Origin of the sequence: Streptomyces sp. NPDC097640, assembly GCF_040302705.1 — a bacterium.
Lineage (GTDB): Bacteria > Actinomycetota > Actinomycetes > Streptomycetales > Streptomycetaceae > Streptomyces.
Map to the genome: position 1 here is coordinate 412,991 of NZ_JBEOSB010000002.1, position 20,845 is coordinate 433,835.

Sequence of the window (20,845 nt, forward strand, 5' to 3'; positions counted from 1 at the left end):
ATCGCCACAGATCGTTGAAGAAGGCCTGGATGTCGAACGAGCAGAAGCTCCGCGAATACCTCAAGCAGGCGATCACAGACGCCCGCGACGCCCACACCCGGCTGCGCGCGGTGGAGGACGCCGCCCGCGAACCCATCGCCATCGTCGGGATGAGCTGCCGGTTTCCGGGCGGCGTGAGCTCGCCCGAGGAGCTGTGGGAGCTGGTCGCGGGCGGGCGCGTGGGCATCGCGGACTTCCCGGCGGACCGCGGCTGGGACCTGGGCGCCCTGTACGACCCCGAGGGCGCCCGCCCGCGCAGCTCCTACATTCACAAGGGCGGGTTCATCGACGGCGCCGCCGATTTCGACGCCGACTTCTTCGAGATCTCGCCCCGCGAGGCGCTGGCGATGGACCCGCAGCAGCGGGTGCTGCTCGAGACGTCCTGGGAGGCGTTCGAGCGGGCCGGCATCGACCCCGGCGACCTGAGCGGCGAGAAGGCGGGTGTCTTCATCGGCGGTGTGCTGTCCGGATACGGGGCCGGCGGCGCGGGCGGCCAACAGGACAGCGAGGGCTATCTGCTGACCGGCAGCGCCTCGAGCATCCTCTCCGGGCGCATCTCCTACACCTACGGCTTCGAAGGACCCGCGGTCACCGTCGACACCGCGTGTTCCTCGTCGCTGTCCGCCCTCCATCTGGCGATGCGCTCACTGCGCGCCGGCGAGAGCTCGCTCGCCCTCGCCGGCGGGGTCATGGTGATGGCCACCCCGGACGCGTTCACCGAGTTCAGCAAGCAGCGCGGGCTCGCCAAGGACGGCCACTGCAAGGCGTTCGCGGCGGCCGCGGACGGCACCGCCTGGGGCGAGGGCGTCGGGCTGCTGGTGCTCCAGCGGCTGTCCGACGCCCGGCGCGAGGGCCGCCGGATCCTGGCCGTCGTCCGGGGCTCGGCGCTCAACCAGGACGGCGCGTCCAACGGGCTGACCGCCCCCAGCGGCCCCGCCCAGCAGCGGGTGATCCGTCAGGCGCTGGCCGGCGCCGGAGTGTCCGCGTCCGAGATCGACGTGGTGGAGGCGCACGGCACCGGCACCACTCTGGGCGACCCCATCGAGGCCCAGGCCCTGCTCGCCACCTACGGCCAGGACCGGCCCGAGGAGCGGCCGCTGCTGCTCGGTTCGGTCAAGTCCAACATCGGCCACACCCAGGCCGCGGCGGGCGTGGCGGGGGTCATCAAGATGGTGATGGCGCTGCACCACGGCGTCGTACCGCCGACCCTGCACGTGGACGAGCCCACCCCGCACGTCGAGTGGAGCGCGGGCGCCGTCGAGCTGGCCACCGAGCGCGTCCCCTGGCCCGAGACCGGCAGGCCCCGGCGGGCCGCGGTGTCCTCGTTCGGGATCAGTGGCACCAACGCTCACGTCATCCTGGAGCAGGCGCCGGAACTGGCCGAGGCCGACGGGACCGCCGAGGCCCCCCGACCGCTGATCAGCGGCGGCCCGCTGCCCTGGACGCTGTCCGCCAAGAGCGCCCCCGCGCTGCGCGGCCAGGCCGCCGCGCTCCGCGCCCACCTCGGCGGTGGCGGCGCGGACACCCTGCCGGACCCGGCCCTCGCCGCCGCGCTGGCCGGCACCCGGGCCGCCTTCGACCACCGCGCCGTCGTCCTCGCCGCCGACCGTGGCGCGTGTCTGTCCGAACTGGACGCGCTGGCCGGGGGCGCCGAGGAACTGGCGGACACGGTGCGCGGGCTGGCCCGGCCCGGGGCCAGGACGGCGCTGGTCTTCCCCGGCCAGGGGTCGCAGTGGGTCGGCATGGCCACCGGGCTGCTGGAGTCGTCCCCGGTGTTCGCCGAGTCCTTCCGGGCCTGCGCCGAGGCGCTCGCCCCCCATGTGGACTGGGATCTGCACCAGGTGGTGCGGGACGAGGCGGCGCTCACCCGCGTCGATGTGGTGCAGCCCGCGCTGTGGGCGGTGATGGTGTCCCTGGCCGCTCTGTGGCGCTCGCTCGGCGTGGTCCCCGCCGCCGTGGTCGGCCACTCCCAGGGGGAGATCGCCGCCGCGTGCGCCGCCGGTGTGCTGTCCCTGGCCGACGGGGCCCGGCTGAGTGCCCTGCGCAGCCGGGTCATCGCCGAGGACCTGGCCGGCCAGGGCGGGATGGTCTCGGTGGCCGCGTCCGTGGAGCGGACCACCGAACTCATCGCGGGGCGCGACGGCGTGTGGGTGGCCGTGGTCAACGGCTCGGCCGCCACCGTGATCGCCGGCGCCCCGGAGGCGCTCGCCGAGGTGGTCGCCGGCGCCGAGAGCGAGGGGGTGCGGACCCGCACCATCCCCGTGGACTACGCCTCCCACACCCCGCACGTCGAGCGGTTGCGCGAGCGGCTGCTGGAGCTGGCCGCCCCGATCACCCCGCGCGCCGGGACCGTCCCGATGTACTCCTCGGTGACCACCGAACCAACCAAAGACACAGACTGCGACGCGCGGTACTGGTACCGCAACCTGCGGCAGCCGGTGCGGTTCGCCGAGACGGTGACCGCGCTGCTGGACGCGGGCGTGGACACCTTCGTCGAGGTCAGCCCGCACCCCGTGCTGACCGCCGCGATCGAGGACCTGGCCGCGGCCGGGGGCCGGCGCGATGTGGTGGTCGCCGGATCGCTCCGCCGCGACCAGGACGAGCGCGCCGCGCTGACCCGGTCGGCGGCCACGCTGTGGACCCGGGGGGTCGATGTCGACTGGCCGGCGCTCGTCCCGCCCGCCACGGCGCCGGTCGACCTGCCCACGTACGCGTTCCAGCGGCAGCGGTTCTGGTCGGCGGCCCCCGTGTTCTCCGGCGACGCCACAGGCCTGGGCCTCGACCCGGCCGACCACCCCCTGCTGACCGCCGCCACCCGCCCCGCCGACGCCGACTCGGCCGTCCTCACCGGCCGGCTGTCCCCGGCCACCCAGCCGTGGCTGGCCGACCACGCGGTGCTCGGCCAGGTGCTGCTGCCCGGCACCGCCTTCGTGGAGCTGGCCCTGGCGGCGGGCCGGGAGTTCGGCTGCGAACACCTCGCCGAGCTGACCCTCCAGACTCCGCTGACCCTGGACGGCACCCGAGGCGTCACCCTCCAGGTCCAGATCGCCGGGGCCGACGAGTCCGGCGCGCGGACCGTGACCGTCCACTCCCGCCCCGACGCCACCGAAGGCGATGACCCGGCGGAGTGGACCCGGCACGCCACGGCCACCCTCACCCCCGACCCCGCACCGGCCCCCGCCGAGCCCGGCCCCCTGGCCGGAGCCTGGCCGCCGCCGGGAGCCTCGGCCGTCGAGGTGGGGGACTTCTACGACACGCTCTTCGAGCGCGGTTACGAGTACGGCCCGGCCTTCCAGGGGCTGCGGGCGGTGTGGCGGCGCGGCGACGAGGTGTTCGCCGAGGTGGCGCTCGCCGACGACACGGAGGTGGCGGGCTTCGTCGTCCACCCCGCGCTGCTGGACGCGGCGTTGCACGCGACCGGACTCGGCGGACTCTTCGGGGACGAGGGCGCGGTGCGCCTGCCGTTCGCCTGGTCCGGCGTCCGGGCCTGGGCGACCGAGGCCCGGACGGCGCGCGTGTGGCTGAGGGCCGCGGGCGAGGGCGCCGTACGGCTGAGGGCCGTCGACGCGACCGGCGCCCCCGTCGCGGCCGTGGACGAACTGGTGCTGCGGCCCATGTCGGATGCGCAAGGGAGCGCGGCCCCGGCCCGGTCGCTGTATGTGCCCCGCTGGGACCGGTGGCAGCCGCAGGCCCCCGCCGCGGCCGCGCGCGTGGCCGAGTGGGCCGACGGGATGTCCGTCGAGGACGTCCTGGCCGAGGGCCCGGACGTGGTGCTGCTCGACTGCGCCGCCGTGGGCGTGCCCGCCGCCGACGTCCCCGGCGCGGTGCGGGCCCTGAACCGTACGGTGCTGGAGCGGATCCACGCGTGGCTGGCGCACGAGGGCGCCACGGCCGCGCGGCTGGCCGTGCTGACCCGCGACGCGGTGCCGGCCGAGGCCGACGACCGCGTGGACCCGGTGCACGCCTCGGTGCACGGGCTGGTGCGGTCCGCGCAGTCCGAACACCCGGACCGGTTCCTGCTGATCGACGGCGACGGCGACGGCGACGGTAACGGCGGCCGGATTCCGCCGGAGGCGCTGGGCGCGCTGGTGGCGGCGGGCGAGCCGGAGGCCGCCGTCCGCGCGGACCGGCTGTTCGTCCCCCTGCTGACCCGGCCCGGCCCGGCGGCCGCCGAGGCCACACCCCCGTGGTCCGGCGAGGGCGCCGTGCTGATCACCGGCGGCAGCGGAGTCGTCGGCTCGGCGGTGGCCCGGCACCTGGTGGCCGCACACGGCATCACCGAACTGGTCCTCGTCAGCCGCCGCGGAGCCGATGCCCCCGGCGCGGCGCGGCTCGCCGCCGAACTGACCGAGGCGGGCGCCCAGGTGCGGCTGGCGGCCTGCGACGTGGCCGACCGCGCCGCCCTCGCGGCCCTGCTGGACGGCATCCCGAAGCTGCGGGGCATTGTCCACGCGGCCGGCGCCCTGGACGACGGCGTGGTCACCGACCTGACGCCCCAGCGGCTCGACACCGTGCTGCGGCCGAAGGCCGACGCCGCCTGGCACCTGCACGAACTCACCCGCGACGTCGCCACCTTCGTGCTGTTCTCCTCGGCCGCCGGCACGTTCGGCACCCCCGGACAGGCCAACTACGCCGCGGCCAACGCCTTCCTGGACGCGCTCGTGGTCCGCCGCCGGGCCGAGGGCCTGCCCGCCCACTCCCTGGCCTGGGGCCTGTGGGAGGAGACCAGCGAGCTGACGGCCGGTCTCGACGAGGTGGACCGGCGCCGGCTGAGCCGCGCCGGGCTGCGCCCCCTCACCACCGGGGAAGGGCTCGCCCTCCTGGACCACGCCCTCGCCCTCGGCCACGCCCACACCCTGCCCGTCCGGCTGGACCTGCCGCGCGGCCAGGACGGCGGACGGGAGGTGCCGCGGCTGCTGCGCGCCCTGGTGCGCACCCCCGCCCGCCGCGCGTCCGGCCCCGCCCCGGCGGGCGGCTGGCGGGAGCGGTACGACGCGACACCGGACGACGAGCGCGAGGCCCTGCTGGTGGCCCTGGTCCGCACGCAGGCCGCCACCGTGCTCGGCCACAGCACCGCCGACGCGATCGCCACGGACCGTGGCTTCAAGGACCTCGGCTTCGACTCGCTGACCGCCGTGGAGCTGCGCAACCGCCTGGACGAGACCACCGGTGTCCGGCTGCCCGCCACCTTGGTGTTCGACTACCCCAACGCGGCCGCGCTGGGCGGCTATCTGCACTCGCTGCTGGCCGGCCGGACCCCCGGGCACGACGAGGCGGTGCGCGTGGTCGCGTCGGAGGAGCCCATCGCCATCGTCGGGATGAGCTGCCGGTTCCCCGGCGGGGTGGACTCCCCGGAGGACCTGTGGGACCTGCTGGTCCAGGGCGGCGAGGGGCTGGGCGGATTCCCCGCCGACCGCGGCTGGGACCTGGAGGCGCTGTACGACCCGACCGGCGAACGCCCCGGCAGCTCCATGGTGGACCGGGGCGGCTTCCTCGACGGCGTAGCAGACTTCGACGCCGCGTTCTTCGGCGTGGCGCCCCGCGAGGCGGTGGCCATGGACCCGCAGCACCGGGTGCTGCTCGAGCTGGCGTGGGAGGCGATCGAGCGGGCCGGTCTCGACCCGACGGGCCTGCGGGGCAGCCGTACGGGCGTGTTCTCGGGCCTGATGTACCACGACTACGCGGCGCGGCTGCGGTCCGTGCCCGAGGACGTCGCCGGATTCCTGACCGGTGGGAACGCGGGCAGTGTGGCGACGGGCCGGGTGGCCTACACCTTCGGCTTCGAGGGCCCGGCCGTCACGGTGGACACCGCCTGCTCCTCGTCGCTGGTGGCGCTCGACATGGCGGTCAGCGCGCTCCAGCGCGGCGAGTGCGACCTCGCCCTCGCGGGCGGGGTGACCGTGCTGGCCACCCCCGTGGTGTTCGCCGAGTTCACCCGGCAGCGCGGACTGGCCCGGGACGGCCGCTCCAAGGCGTTCTCGACCGACGCCGACGGCATGGGGGTCGCCGAGGGCGCCGGCCTGGTGCTGGTGGAGCGGCTCTCGGACGCGCGGCGCAACGGACACCGCGTCCTGGCCGTCGTCCGGGGCTCCGCGGTCAACCAGGACGGCGCGTCCAACGGACTCACCGCGCCCAACGGCCCCTCGCAGCAGCGGGTCATCCGCCAGGCGCTCGCCAAGGCCGAGGTCACCGCGGCCGAGGTGGACGTGGTGGAGGCCCACGGCACCGGCACCTCGCTCGGCGACCCGATCGAGGCCCAGGCGCTGCTGGCCACCTACGGGCAGGACCGGCCGCAGGGCCGTCCGGTGCTGCTGGGCTCCGTGAAGTCCAACATCGGGCACACCCAGGCGGCCGCCGGGATCGCCGGGGTCATGAAGATGGTGCTGGCGATGCGCCACGGCACCGTGCCCGCCACCCTGCATGTGGCCGAGCCGAGCCGGCACGTCGACTGGACGGCGGGCGACGTCCAGCTCGCCACCGAGCACATCCCCTGGCCCGAGACGGGCGGGCCGCGCCGCGCCGCGGTGTCCTCGTTCGGCATCAGCGGCACCAACGCCCACGTCGTCCTCGAACAGGCACCCGAGGCCGAGCCGGCCGCCGAGCCCGCGCCCGCCACCGTCGACACGCCGGCCGGCGCGGTGCTGCCCTGGACGCTCTCGGCCAAGTCGGCCGCGGCCCTCCACGGCCAGGCCGGGCGGCTGCGCGACGCCGCCGCCGAGGGCATCGGCCTCGCGGCGGCCGCGACCGCCCTGGCCGGCACCCGCGCGGTGCTCGACCACCGCGCGGTGGTCCTCGCCGCCGACCACCCCGGGTTCACCGGCGCCCTGGACACCCTGGCCGGCGGGGACCCGGACGAGGAGCGGGTGGTGACCGGCACGGTACGCCCCGGCGCCACCGTGGCGTTCGTCTTCCCCGGACAGGGCGCCCAGTGGACCGGCATGGCGCTCGGGCTGCTCGACTCCTCGCCCGTGTTCGCCCAGTGGCTGGAGCGCTGCGGCGAGGCGCTGTCCGCCCACGCCGACTGGAATCTGATCGATGTGCTGCGCGGCGCGGACGGCGCCCCGTCGCTGGAGCGGGTCGATGTGGTGCAACCCGCGCTGTGGGCCGTGATGGTGTCGCTGGCGCAGCTGTGGCGCGCCGTCGGCGTGACCCCCTCGGTGGTCGTCGGCCACTCGCAGGGCGAGATCGCCGCGGCCTGTGTGGCGGGCGCGCTGTCGCTGTCCGAGGCGGCCCGGATCGTGGTCACCCGCAGCGCCGTCATCGCCGGTCAGCTGGCGGGCCGCGGCGGGATGGCGTCGCTGGCGGTGTCCGCCGACCGGGCGCGTGAACTCGTCGAGCGCTACGCGGGCGATGTCGGCGCCGTCTCGGTGGCCGCCGTCAACGGTCCCGCCGCGGTCGTCGTCGCGGGCGACGAGGAGCCGCTGCGGCGGGTGCTCGACGGCTGCGCGGCGGACGGCGTCCGTGTCCGCCGGATTCCGGTGGACTACCCCTCCCACGCCCCGCAGGTCGAGCTGGTCCGGGACCGGCTGCTGGCGGAGCTGAGCGACATCACCGCGGGCCCCGCCGACATCCGATGGCACTCCACCGTGACCGGAGAGCCCATGGACGGCCCGGCGGCCGACGCCGAGTACTGGTTCCGCAACCTGCGCGAGCCCGTGCGGTTCGCCGACGTGGTGGCCACCCTGGTCGAGCATGGCGTGGACACCTTCGTCGAGGTCAGCCCGCACACCGTGGTCACCGCGGCCATCGAGGACATCGCCCTCGGTGCCGAGGGCCGCGAGGTGGTCGTGGCCGGCACGCTGCGGCGCGAGACGGACGAGCGCGCCGAACTGCTGCGCTCCGCGGCCACGCTGTGGACGCGCGGCGTCCCGGTGGACTGGCCCGCGCTGCTCCCGGCCGCCGATGCCCCCGTGGACCTGCCGACGTACGCCTTCCAGCGCGAGCGGTTCTGGCTGGAGGCGCCGCAGGAGTCCGGCGACGCGAGCGGCGTCGGGCAGCGGCCCACCGGCCACCCCGTGCTGACCGCCGCGGTCACCCCGGCGGGCACCGACACGGTCCTGTTCACCGGGCGGCTCTCGGTCGCCGGACAGCCCTGGCTGGCCGAGCACACGGTCCAGGACACCGTCGTGGTGCCGGGCGGTGTGCTGCTCGACTGGGCACTCCACGCCGCACACCACCTCGGCGGGAGCGGTGTCGCACGCCTCGAACAGGACACGCCGCTGGTCCTGGAGGCCACGGGCGCCGTACGGGTCCAGCTGATGGCCGGAGCGCCGGACGACGCGGGCCGCCGCGAGCTGACCGTCCACGCGCAGCCGGAAGAGCGGGGCGGGGAGCAGGGGCACGACCGGTGGACCCGCCACGCCGCCGGAGCGCTGGAGCCGGCCGACCACGCCGCGGACACCGGGTTCGCCGAACTGGCCGGCGTATGGCCGCCGTCGAAGGCCACGCCGCTGGACGTGACCGACCGCTACGACGAGCTGTTCCGGCGCGGCCACGGCTACGGCCCGGCCTACCAGGGGCTGCGCGCCGCCTGGCGGCGCGGCGACGAGGTGTTCGCCGAGGTGGCCCTCCCCGACGAGGCGGCGGGCGGCGCCGGAGCGCGGGCCGTGCTCCTCGACGCCGTCTGCCACGCCTGGCTGCCGGGCGACGCCGACCCGGCCGGGGCCGCCGAACCGCTGCTGCCCGCCGTCTGGTCCGGGGTGCGGCTGTGGGCGGACGGCGCCCGGTCGGTGCGGGTGGCGCTCTCGCCCGCGGGCGAGGACGCCGCACACATCCGCGCCGTCGACGACCTCGGCGCGCCCGTCCTGAGCATGGACCGGGTGACGCTGCGCCCGGTGGCGGCCGAGCGGCTGCGCCCGGCCGGGGCGGCCGCCGCGCGGTCGCTGTACGCGGTGAACTGGCAGCCGTGGGACCCGGCGCGGGCCACCGGGCCCACGGTGTCCGCGGACGAGGTGCGCCCGAGGCTCTGGGCGGGCGGCGCGTCCATCGAGGAGATCGCGACCGCCGTCGCGGAGGGCGCGAACCCGGTGCTCTGGGACTGCTCGGACCTCCCGGCGGGCGACGGCGAGGTGCCCGGCCGGGTCCACGATCTGCTGACCGCCGTACTGGAGCGGGTGCACGAGTGGCTGGCCAACGAAAAGCTCGCCGACACCCGGCTGGTCGTGGTGACCCGCGGCGGGGTCGAGGTGTCCGACGCGGACACCGTGGACCTGGTACAGGCCGCGGTGCACGGGCTGATGCGCTCGGCACAGACCGAACACCCCGACCGGTTCTGGCTGGTCGACAGCGACACCGGCGCCGAGGACATTCCCCACGAGGTGCTGGCGGCCGCGACGGCCGGGCAGGAGCCGGAGATCGCGATCCGTCGCGGCGCGGTGTTCGTGCCCCGGCTGGCCCTGGCGGACGCGGACACCGAGGCCCGGAACACCGGCACCCGGCCGCCCCGGGAGGGCACGGTGCTGATCACCGGCGGTACCGGGCTCATCGGCGCGGCGGTGGCCCGCCACCTGGTCTCCGTCCACGGCGTCACCGACCTGATGCTGGTGGGCCGGCGTGGCATGGACGCCCCCGGCGCGGCCGAACTCGCCGGCGAACTGACGGAGTCGGGCGCCCGGGTGCGCATCGCGGCCTGCGATGTCGCGGACCGCGCCGCCGCCGCGCGACTGCTCGCGGACATCCCCGCGCTGCGCGGCGTCGTCCACGCGGCCGGTGTCCTGGACGACGGCGTGGTGACGGCGCTGACCCCGGAACGGCTGGCCACGGTCCTGAGGCCGAAGGTCGACGCGGCCTGGCATCTGCACGAGCTGACCGGAGACGACCTCGAGATGTTCGTGGTGTTCTCCTCCGCCGCCGGTGTGCTGGGCGCGCCGGGGCAGGCCAACTACGCGGCGGCCAACGTCTTCCTGGACGCCCTGGCACTCCGGCGCCGGGCCGCGGGCCTGCCCGCGGCCTCGATGTCCTGGGGCCTGTGGGGCGAGGCAAGCGGGCTGACCGGCGCGCTCGACGAGACCGACCTGAGGCGCATGAGCGGCAGCGGCCTGTCCCCGATGACCACCGAGGAAGGGCTCGCGCTCTTCGACCACGCCCTCGCCTCCGGCCGCGCGCACACCGCGCCGATCCGGTTCGACCCCGCGCGCCTGCGCACCGAAGAGGCCCTGGTGCCGGCGCTGATGCGCGGGCTGGTGCGCACCCCGCTGCGCCGCGCCACCACCCTGGACGCCCAGGCGCTGCGCCGGCGGCTGGCCGAACTCGACCCCGGCGAGCGGCTGGAGACCCTGCTGAACCTGGTCCGTGAGCATGTCGCCGCGGTGCTGCGGTACGCGGAACCGACCGGGATCGCCCCCGCCCAGTCCTTCACCACCCTGGGGTTCGACTCGCTCACCGCCGTGGAACTGCGCAACCGGCTCGCCCGGGTGGCCGGCACCCGGCTGCCCACCACGCTGGTCTTCGACTACCCCACCCCCGAGCTGCTCAGCGGCCATCTGCTCGGGCTGCTGCTGCCCGAGACGGATACCGGCGAGTGGGGCACCGAGACCTTCGAGCGCCTCGAGGCGATGCTCGCCGAGGAGCGGGACGAGACCGAGGTCAGGAAGGTGACGGCCCGGCTGGAGACGCTTCTCGCCCGCTGGCGGGAGCGCTCCGGCCCCCGGGACGCCACCGTGGAGCCCGACACCGGCGTGGACGAGCTCGGCGCGGCGAGCGAGGACGACCTGCTGCGCTACATCGACGACGAACTCGGGCTGAGCTGATGCGCGCGATCGAGCGGGCGCGCGCCACGCCCACGCACGAGTGCCGTTCTATGAGGGGTTTGGAACATGGCTGAGAAAGAGCAGGTCGTCGAGTACCTGAAGCGGGTGACGGCCGATCTCAAGCGGACCCGGCAGCGGGTCCGGGATCTGGAGGAGGCCAACCGGGAGCCGATCGCCATCGTCGGGATGAGCTGCCGGTTCCCCGGGCACTCGAACACGCCCGAGGAGTTCTGGGAGTTCGTGCGGGACGGCGGCGACGCGATGGGCGGCTACCCGGACGACCGGGGCTGGCGGCCCGGCGGCGGGGACGGCGACCCCGGCGGGCCGCCCGGCCGGGGCGGGTTCATCGACGCGGCCACCGACTTCGACGCGGGCTTCTTCGGCATCTCCCCGCGCGAGGCGCTGGAGATGGACCCCCAGCAGCGGGTGCTGCTCGAAGCGTCCTGGGAGGCGCTCGAGCGCGCGGGCATCGACCCGGCCACCCTTCAGGGCAGCCGGACCGGCGTGTTCATCGGAGTCAACGGCGCGGACTACCCGGGCCTGCTGAACCATGCCGGCCACGAGTCGCTCGGCTATCTGCTCACCGGCACCGCCTCCAGCGTCGTCTCCGGCCGCATCGCGTTCACCTACGGCTTCGAGGGCCCCGCCGTCACGGTGGACACGGCCTGCTCGGCGTCGCTGGTGGCCCTGCACCTGGCGGCCCAGGCCCTGCGCTCGGGCGACTGCCCGCTCGCGCTGGTGGGCGGGGTGACCGTGATGTCCACGCCCGGGGTCTTCGCGGAGTTCGGCAAGCAGCGCGGGCTGGCGGCGGACGGGCGGTGCAAGGCGTTCGCCGCGTCGGCGGACGGTACGGCGTGGGGTGAGGGCGTCGGTGTGCTGCTGGTGGAGCGGCTGAGCGACGCGCGGCGGCTGGGGCACCGGGTGTTGGCGGTGGTGCGGGGGTCGGCGGTCAACCAGGACGGCGCGTCGAATGGTCTGACGGCGCCGAATGGTCCGTCGCAGCAGCGGGTGATCCGGGATGCGTTGGCGGGTGCGGGTGTGGTGGCGTCGGATGTGGATGTGGTGGAGGCGCACGGCACCGGCACCTCGCTGGGGGATCCGATCGAGGCTCAGGCGTTGTTGGCGACGTATGGGCGGGGGCGGTCGGGTGGTGGCTCGGTGTTGTTGGGGTCGGTGAAGTCGAATATCGGTCATACGCAGGCGGCGGCGGGTGTGGCCGGTGTGATCAAGATGGTGATGGCGATGCGGCATGGGGTGGTGCCGCCGACGTTGCATGTGGACGAGCCGACGCCCCACGTCGACTGGTCGTCCGGCGCGGTGGAGCTGGCCACCGAGCGCGTCGCCTGGCCCGAGACCGGCAGGCCGCGGCGGGCGGCGGTGTCCTCGTTCGGGATCAGCGGCACCAACGCCCACGTGATCCTGGAACAGGCTCCCCCGGACACCAACACGGACACCGCCACTGACGCTGACACCGACGCCCCGGCGGACACGCGAGCGGACCACGGGGTGCTGCCGTGGGTGCTCTCGGCCAAGTCGGAGGCCGCGCTGCGCGGGCAGGCCACCCGGCTGCGTGACTTCGCGAACGCCGCCGAGCCGGACGTCGCCGGGGCGGCCGTCGCGCTCGCGACCGCCCGTACGGCCTTCGAGCACCGGGCCGTCGTCCTCGCCGAGGACGCCGCCGGATTCGCGGAGGCGCTGGACACCGTCTCCGGGAAGGCCGCCACCGGCCGTCACCATGTGCGCGGCGCCGTGCGCCCCGGCGCCAGGGCCGCCTTCGTCTTCACGGGGCAGGGCGCGCAGTGGGCGGGCATGGGACGGGAGTGGTACGACGCCGTCCCGCCCTTCGCCGAGGCGTTCGACGCCGTGTGCGCGGTGGCCGATCCGCAGCTCGACATGGCCCTCGCGGACATCGTCTTCGCCGCGCCGTCCTCCCCGCGGGCGGACCTGGTCCACCGGACCGAGTACACCCAGATCGCCATGTTCGCGATCGAGGTCGCGCTGTTCCGCACCCTGCGGGCCTGGGGGGTGACCCCCGACGCCGTGCTCGGACACTCGATCGGCGAGATCGCGGCGGCCCATGTGGCCGGGGTGCTCTCGCTGTCCGACGCGGCGACCCTGGCCGTGGCCCGCGGCCGGCTCATGCAGCGGCTCCCCGACGGCGGCGCCATGCTCGCCATCGACGCCGAAGAGGCCGAGGTCGCGCGGTGGCTGGCGGACGAGCCCGCGGACCGGGTGGCGATCGCCGCGGTCAACGGCCCGTCGGCCGTCGTGGTCTCCGGCGCCGAGGACGCGGTGCGGCGCGTCGCCGACACCGCCGAGGCGGCCGGGCGGCGCACCCGCGGGCTGCGGGTCAGCCATGCGTTCCACTCGCCGCTGATGGAGCCGATGCTCCAGGAGTTCCGTTCCGTTCTCACCCGGCTGACCTGGTCGCCGCCGACGCTCCGAATGGTGTCCACCGTCACGGGGGCCCAGGTCGCGGCCGACGAGGTCATGTCGCCCGAGTACTGGATCCGCAACGCGCGCGACTCGGTCCGGTTCCAGGACGCCGTACGGGCCCTGGAGGGACAGGTCGACGTCTTCCTCGAGATCGGCCCGCACACCGCGCTGACCAGGCCGATCGAGGACAGCCTGCGGGACGGGGCGGCGGCCGTGACCGCGGTCGCCCACCGCGAGCGGCCGCAGCTGGCCGGCCTGCTGCGGGCCGTCGGCACGCTGTGGACCCACGGCGTCGAGGTGGACTGGCGCGCGGTGCTGCCCTCCGCGCCCGGCCGCGCGGACCTGCCCACCTACGCCTTCGACCGGCGCCGCTTCTGGCCCCGGATGTCCTCGCGCGGGGCGGCGGCCGATGTCGCGTCGGCCGGGCTGACCGGCGTCGACCACCCGTTGCTCGGGGCGGTGGTCAGCGTGGCGGACGGCGACACCGCCGTGCTCACCGGCCGGCTGTCCCTGGCCACCCACCCCTGGCTGGCCGACCACGCCGTGCTGGGCGCGGTGCTGCTGCCCGGCACGGCCTTCGTCGAACTGGCCCTGCGCGCCGGGCAGGACCTGGGGTGCGGCCAGGTGCGGGACCTGACCCTGGAGACCCCGCTGGTGCTCGACGCCGCAGGCGCGGCGCAGGTCCAGGTCGTGGTGGGCCGGGCCGACGCCGACGGACTGCGCTCGGTGTCCGTCCACTCGCGCCCCGAACCGGCCGACGACGGCGCGACGCAGGGGCAGCCGGAGTGGACCTGCCACGCCCAGGCCGTGCTCGCTCCCCTGCACGAGAGCCCCAACACCACCGACTTCGGGGCGCTGACCGGCCGGTCCTGGCCGCCCCGCGACGCCACCCCCGTCGACACCGAGGACTTCTACCCGGCGCTGGCCCGCCAGGGCTATGCGTACGGCCCCACCTTCCAGGGGCTGCGCGCGGCCTGGCGGCGCGGCGAGGACTTCTTCGCCGAGGTGGTCCTGCCCGACGACGCCACCGAGGAGGCCGAGGGGTTCGGAGTCCACCCCGCGCTGCTGGACGCCGCGCTGCACGGCATCGGGCTCGGCGTGTTCGCCGATGACACGGACGGCGACGGGAGCACATCGCGGCTGCCCTTCGCCTGGTCCGGCGTGCGGCTGTGGGCGGGCGGCGCCCGGACGGTCCGGGTGTGGCTGCGGACCGTGGGCGCGGCCGCGGTACGGGTCCGGATCGCCGACGCCACCGGCGCCCCCGTCCTGGGGATCGACGAGCTGGTGCTGCGCCCGGTCACCCCCGCCCAGGTGCGTTCGGCGCGCTCGGCGGTGGCCGGATCCCTGTTCGCCCACCGCTGGGAGCCCTGGGAGCCGGAGGCGGTGGCCACCGGCGGGCGCCCGCCGCTGTGGTGGGCCGAGGGAACGCCCGTCGGAGAACTCGCGGCCGCGGTGGCCGACGGGGCCGACACCGTACTGCTGGACGGCACGAGCCCGGCCGCCGGCCCCGGCGCCGTCCCGGAGCGGGTGCGGGGCTCGGTGGCGCGCGTCCTGGAGCGGGTACGGGAGTGGCTGGCCCACGACGGACTCGGCGGCGCCCGACTGGTGGTGACGGTGCGCCGCGGGGTCGAGGTGAACGCGGGGGACGGCATCGACCTCGCCGCGGCGGCCGTCCACGGCCTGGTGCGCTCGGCCCGCTCGGAACACCCGGACCGCTTCGCGCTCCTGGACATCGACACCGACACCGACGCCGACTTGCCCGTGGACCTGGTCCGCGCGGCGATCGCCGCCGGCGAGACCGAGATCGCCGTCCGCGGCGCCCGGTTGTTCGTGCCCCGCCTGGCCCGTACGGCCCTCCCCGCCACCGACGCGCCGCTGCCCTGGTCCGGCGGCCGGGGCACCGTGCTGATCACGGGAGGCACCGGGGTCATCGGCGCGGCCGTCGCCCGGCACCTGGTCACCGCACACCAGGTCACCGACCTGGTGCTGGCCGGCAGGAGCGGCCAGGCCGCCCCTGGCGCCGCCGAGCTGGCGGACCGGCTGCGCGGCCTCGGCGCCACGGTACGGCTGGCGGCCTGTGACGTCGCGGACCGGGACGCCGTCGCCGAACTGCTCGCCTCCCTCCCCGAACTGCGCGGGGTGGTGCACGCGGCCGGTGTCCTCGACGACGGCATGGTCGCCGCGCAGACCCCGGAACGGCTCGCGGCGGTCTTCCGGCCGAAGGTGGACGCCGCGTGGCATCTGCACGAGCTGACCGGGGATCGGGACCTGGACTTCTTCGTGCTGTTCTCCTCCGCCGCCGGGATCTTCGGCTCCCCGGGGCAGGCCAACTACGCCGCGGCCAACACCTTCCTCGACGCCCTGGCCCGGCACCGGCACGCCGCGGGCCTGCCCGCGCAGTCGCTGGGCTGGGGGCTGTGGGCCGAACTGTCCACGATGACCGGGGCCTTGAGCGACACCGACGTCAAGCGGCTGAACCGCGGCGGCCTGCGGGCGCTCTCCGAAGAGGAGGGGGTGGCGCTCTTCGACGCCGCCGCCCGGCTGCCCGAGCCGGTGCTCGTCCCGGTCCACCTGGACCTGCGCGGGCGCGGCGACGCGCCGCCGCTGCTGCGCGCGCTGTTCACGGCCCCCCGGCGGCGGGCCGTCGCCGCGCACTCGGCCGCGGACTCGGGCTGGCGCGACCGGCTGCGGGGCCTGTCGGCGGGGGAGCGGTCGACGCTGCTGGTCGACCTGGTGCGGGAGCATGTCGCCACCGTGCTGGGACACGCCGCGCCCGACGACATCGAGCCCGGGCAGTCCTTCGCCACCCTGGGCTTCGACTCGCTCACCGCGGTCGAGCTGCGCAACCGGCTGGCGGAGGACACCGGGGTGCGGCTGCCCACGACGCTGGTGTTCGACTACCCGAGCCCCGAGGCGCTCGCCGCGTTCCTCGGCTCGGCGCTGGTCGGCACGGCCGACGAGGGCGACCGGCCGCGGGCCACGCTCGCCGTGGCCGACGACCCGATCGCGATCGTCGGTATGAGCTGCCGCTATCCGGGTGAGGTGCGCTCCCCCGAGGACCTGTGGGACATGGTCCTGCACGGCCGTGAGGGCATCGGCGGCTTCCCCGACGACCGCGGCTGGGACCTGGACGCGCTGTACGACCCGGAGGGCGCGGGCGCGAACACGACGTATGTGCGGGAGAGTGGCTTCCTCTACGACGCCGCCGACTTCGACGCCGCCTTCTTCGGCGTGGCGCCGCACGAGGCGGTGGCCATGGACCCGCAGCACCGGCTGCTGCTGGAGCTGTCGTGGGAGGCCGTCGAGCGGGCCGGTATCGATCCGGTCCGGCTGCGGGGCAGCCGGACCGGTGTGTTCACCGGTCTGATGCACCACGACTATGTGGCGCGGCTCCAGGAGGTACCCGAGGAGATCGCGGGCTATCTGAGCAACGGGACCGCGGGCAGCGTGGCATCGGGCCGGATCGCGTACACCTTCGGCTTCGAGGGTCCGGCCGTCACGCTGGACACGGCCTGCTCGTCCTCGCTGGTGGCGCTGGACATGGCGGTCAGCGCGCTGCGGCGCGGAGCGTGCGACCTCGCCCTGGCGGGCGGTGTCGCGGTCGTCTCGACCCCCGCCGCGTTCACCGAGTTCGGCAAGCAGCGCGGGTTGGCGGCGGACGGGCGGTGCAAGGCGTTCGCGGCGTCGGCCGACGGCACGGCGTGGGGCGAGGGCATCGGCGTCCTGCTGGTGGAGCGGCTGAGCGACGCGCGCCGCAACGGACATCGCGTCCTCGCCCTCGTCCGGGGCTCCGCGGTCAACCAGGACGGCGCGTCCAACGGCATGACGGCGCCGAATGGTCCGTCGCAGCAGCGGGTGATCCGGGATGCGTTGGCGGGTGCGGGTGTGGTGGCGTCGGATGTGGATGTGGTGGAGGCGCATGGCACCGGGACGCCGCTGGGGGATCCGATCGAGGCTCAGGCGTTGTTGGCGACGTATGGGCGGGGGCGGTCGGGTGGTGGGTCGGTGTTGTTGGGGTCGGTGAAGTCGAATATCGGTCATACGCAGGCGGCGGCGGGTGTGGCCGGTGTGATCAAGATGGTGATGGCGATGCGGCATGGGGTGGTGCCGCCGACGTTGCATGTGGATGAGCCGACGCCGCACGTCGACTGGTCGTCCGGCGCGGTGGAGCTGGTGACGGAGGCGCTGGCCTGGCCCGAGACGGATCAGCCGCGGCGGGCGGCGGTGTCCTCGTTCGGGATCAGCGGCACCAACGCCCATGTGATCCTGGAACAGGCGCCCGACGACGCCGCGACGGAAACCACCGCCGAACCCGCCGCCGAACCCACCGAAGACACCGCCGAGCGGCACTCGGTGGTCGTCGAGCCCTCCCCGGCGGCGCCCCCGCCGTGGGTGCTGTCGGCCAGGTCGGCCGCCGCCCTGTGCGGCCAGGCCGAGCGGCTGCGGGAGTTCGCCACCGCTCCGGCGAGCGCCGGGGTGCAGGCCGAAGAGGTGGCCGCCGCCCTGGTGGAGTCGCGGACCGTCTTCGGCCACCGCGCGGTCGTACTCGCCGCCGACGGCGCCGGGTTCGCCGCGGGTCTGGACACCCTCGCGGGCCAGGGCACCGAGGAGGCGGACGTGGTACGCGGCGTGGCCCGCAACCGCACCAAGGCCGCCTTCGTGTTCCCGGGCGAGGCGTCGGCGTGGGCGGGCGTGGCGGCCGGACTGCTCGACTCCTCCCCGGTGTTCGCCAAGGCGATGGGGGAGTGCGCCGAGGCGCTGGCCCCGCACACCGGCTGGGATCTGCTCGAGGAGCTCCGGGGCGAGCCGGGCGGGCCGATGCGCCATGACGTCGCCGTTCCCGCGCTGTGGGCCGTGACGGTCTCGCTGGCCGAGCTGTGGCGCTCGGTCGGTGTCACGCCCGCCGCGGTGGTCGGCCAGGCGCACGGCGAGATCGCCGCCGCCTGCGTGGCCGGTGTGATGTCCCTGGCCGACGGGGCCGCGCTGGCGGCGTGGCAGGGCCGGGCGCCGGCGGCCGAGCCGTCGGAGGCGGCCCCGCCGGTCATCGTACGGAGCGGGCGCGTGCCGCTGTACTCGTCCGCCACGGGGCGGCCGTTCGACCCGGAGAGCGCGGACGCGGACCACTGGCACCGACGCCCCGGCGCGTCCGGCGGGTCCGGCGCGTCCGGCGGGTCCGACGGGTTCTCCGACGCGGTCGGGCTGCTGCTGCGGGACGGGGTGGACACCTTCGTCGAGCTGAGCCCCCATCCGGTGGCGACGGACACCGTGGCCGGCCTGGCGGCCGCCGCCGGACACGACGCGGTCGTCGTCGGGTCCCTGAGGCGCGAACACGACGACCGCGCCGCGCTGACCCGGTCGGCGGCGACGCTGTGGGTCCACGGCGACGGGGTGGACTGGTCCACCCTGGTGCCGCGCGCGACGCGCCCGGTCGACCTGCCGACCTACGCCTTCCAGCGGCAGCGGTTCTGGCTCGAGGCGCCCGCGCGCGCCGGGGACGCGAGTGGAGTCGGCCTGGACGCGGCGGACCACCCTCTGCTGGCCGGCGCGGTCATCCCCGCCGAGGGCGACACGGTCCTGTTCACCGGCAGGCTCTCGCAGGCGGCCCAGCCGTGGCTCGCCGATCACGCGGTGTCGGGCACGGCCCTGCTGCCCGCCGGTGTGCTCGTCGACTGGGCGCTGTACGCCGGACACCGGCTGGACTGCCCCGAGCTGCGTGAACTCACCCAGGAGGCGCCACTGATCCTCGGCCACGACACCGCCGCGCACATTCAGGTGCAGGTGGGCCCGGCCGGCGAGGACGGCCACCGCGCACTGACCGTCCACTCCCGCCCGGAGTCCCCCGGCGAGGGCGGGGCCGCGGACTGGACGTGCCACGCCCGCGCGGTCCTGGCCCCCCGGCCCGAGGGTCCGGAGACCATGGAAGCCGAGGGCGGGCCGGAGGGCTTCGAGGAGCTCGCGGGCGCCTGGCCGCCGCCCGGCGCGGTGGCGGCCGACGTGGCCGGCCTCTACGACGCACTGGCCGGGCAGGGCTTCACCTACGGCCCCGCGTTCCAGAGCCTGCGCGCCGTGTGGCGGCGCGGCGCGGAAGCGTTCGCCGAGGTGGCCATGGCGGAGGGGACCCCCGTCGGCGGCTTCCGCCTCCATCCGGTGCTGCTCGACGCCGCCCTGCACACCACGGGCCTGGGCGGGTTCCTCGCCCTCGGCGACGCGCAGGTCACGATGGCGCGAGCGTGGTCCGGGGTGCGGCTGCACACCGCGACCGCCGCCGCCGTCGTCCGGATCCGGCTCTCCGGCGCGGGTGAGGGCGCGGTCGACGTCCGCCTCGCCGACGCCGAGGGCCGTCCGGTCGCCGGAGTCGACCGTCTGACGCTGCGCGCCGTGCCCACGGCCGAGTTCCAGCCAGCCCCGGGGTCGGCCGCCACGCGGCCCGCCCGGACGGGACGGCCGCCGCGGAAGCCGGGGGAGCAGCGGGAGAACACCCTGGCCCAGGTGCGGGAGGCCGCGCCGGACAAGCGCCGCCGACTGCTGGAGGACGTGATCCGCGGCGAGCTGGCCGAAGTCCTGCGCCACGGCGTGGGCGCGGACATCGACCCTGCCGTGGAGTTCCTCGACCTCGGGGTGGACTCGCTGGCGGGCATCACCCTGCGCGACCGGCTCGGCGCGCTGCTCGAGCTGGAACTCCCGGCCACCACGATGTTCGAGTACTCCACCACGGCCCGGCTCGCCGGCCACCTGGCGGAACTCGTCACCGCCGGCGCCGCGCCCGGCCACCGGGCCGCGGACCGCGCGCCCTCGCCCTCCTCTCCGTTCGACAGCATCGAAGCGCTCTACCGCGAGTCGTACGCGCTCGGGCAGACGGGCACGGCGGGCATGGACCTCATCCAGGCCGCCGCGCGGCTCAGGCCGTCCTTCACCGTCGAGACCGCGGCGGACCACGTCCCGCGGGCCGTCCGGCTCGCCCGGGGCGACGGCGGCCGGGCGGCGGTGGTCTGTGTGCCCGCCATCACCGCCACCGCGGGTCCGGTGCAGTACGCGAGGCTCTCACAGCTCCTTCAGGGAGAGCGGGATGTGCTGTCCCTGGTCAACCCCGGTTTCGCCGAGGGTGAGTTGCTGCCCGACTCGTTCGAGACCTTCCTGGAGTTGCAGCTGGCCGCGCTGCGTTCGTCCGTCGCGGACGGCTCGTATGTGCTCCTCGGACACTCGGCGGGCGGGCTGATCGCCTACGCTCTGGCGATGCGGGCCGAGCGGGCCGGGCTCGCGCCCGCCGCGGTCGTCCTCATCGACACCTTCCAGGCCGACAGCACGTTCTCGGCCGAGACGCTGGGCGCGATGAACGACGGCCTGTTCGCCCGCGAACACATCCTCGGCCCCGACGCGCTCAGCGGTGTGCGGCTGACCGCCATGGGCCGCTACCACACGCTGATGGACGAGTGCGAAGTGGCGCCCATCGAGCGCCCGACGCTCTTCCTCGGTGCCGAATCCCCGCTGCCCCACCAGGACAGCGGATTCGACGGCGACGACTGGCGGCCGTCCTGGCCGTTCCCGCACACGGCCACCACCACGCCCGGCGACCACTTCACGGTCATGGAGGACAACATCGCCCTCACCACCGAGGCGATCGA

At 75.7% G+C, this 20,845-nt stretch carries 1 protein-coding gene and 1 pseudogene; both read left to right on the forward strand.

Annotated elements, in window-relative coordinates:
* Window positions 1-110 precede the first annotated feature (110 nt).
* Window positions 111-10,787: an SDR family NAD(P)-dependent oxidoreductase gene (locus tag ABTY62_RS03740; RefSeq protein ID WP_502997399.1), complete on the forward strand. Its 10,677-nt coding sequence runs from the start codon at window positions 111-113 to the stop codon at window positions 10,785-10,787.
* A gap of 105 nt (window positions 10,788-10,892) precedes the next feature.
* Window positions 10,893-20,840, forward strand: a pseudogene (locus tag ABTY62_RS03745) (SDR family NAD(P)-dependent oxidoreductase); the annotation flags it as partial.
* Window positions 20,841-20,845 lie beyond the last annotated feature (5 nt).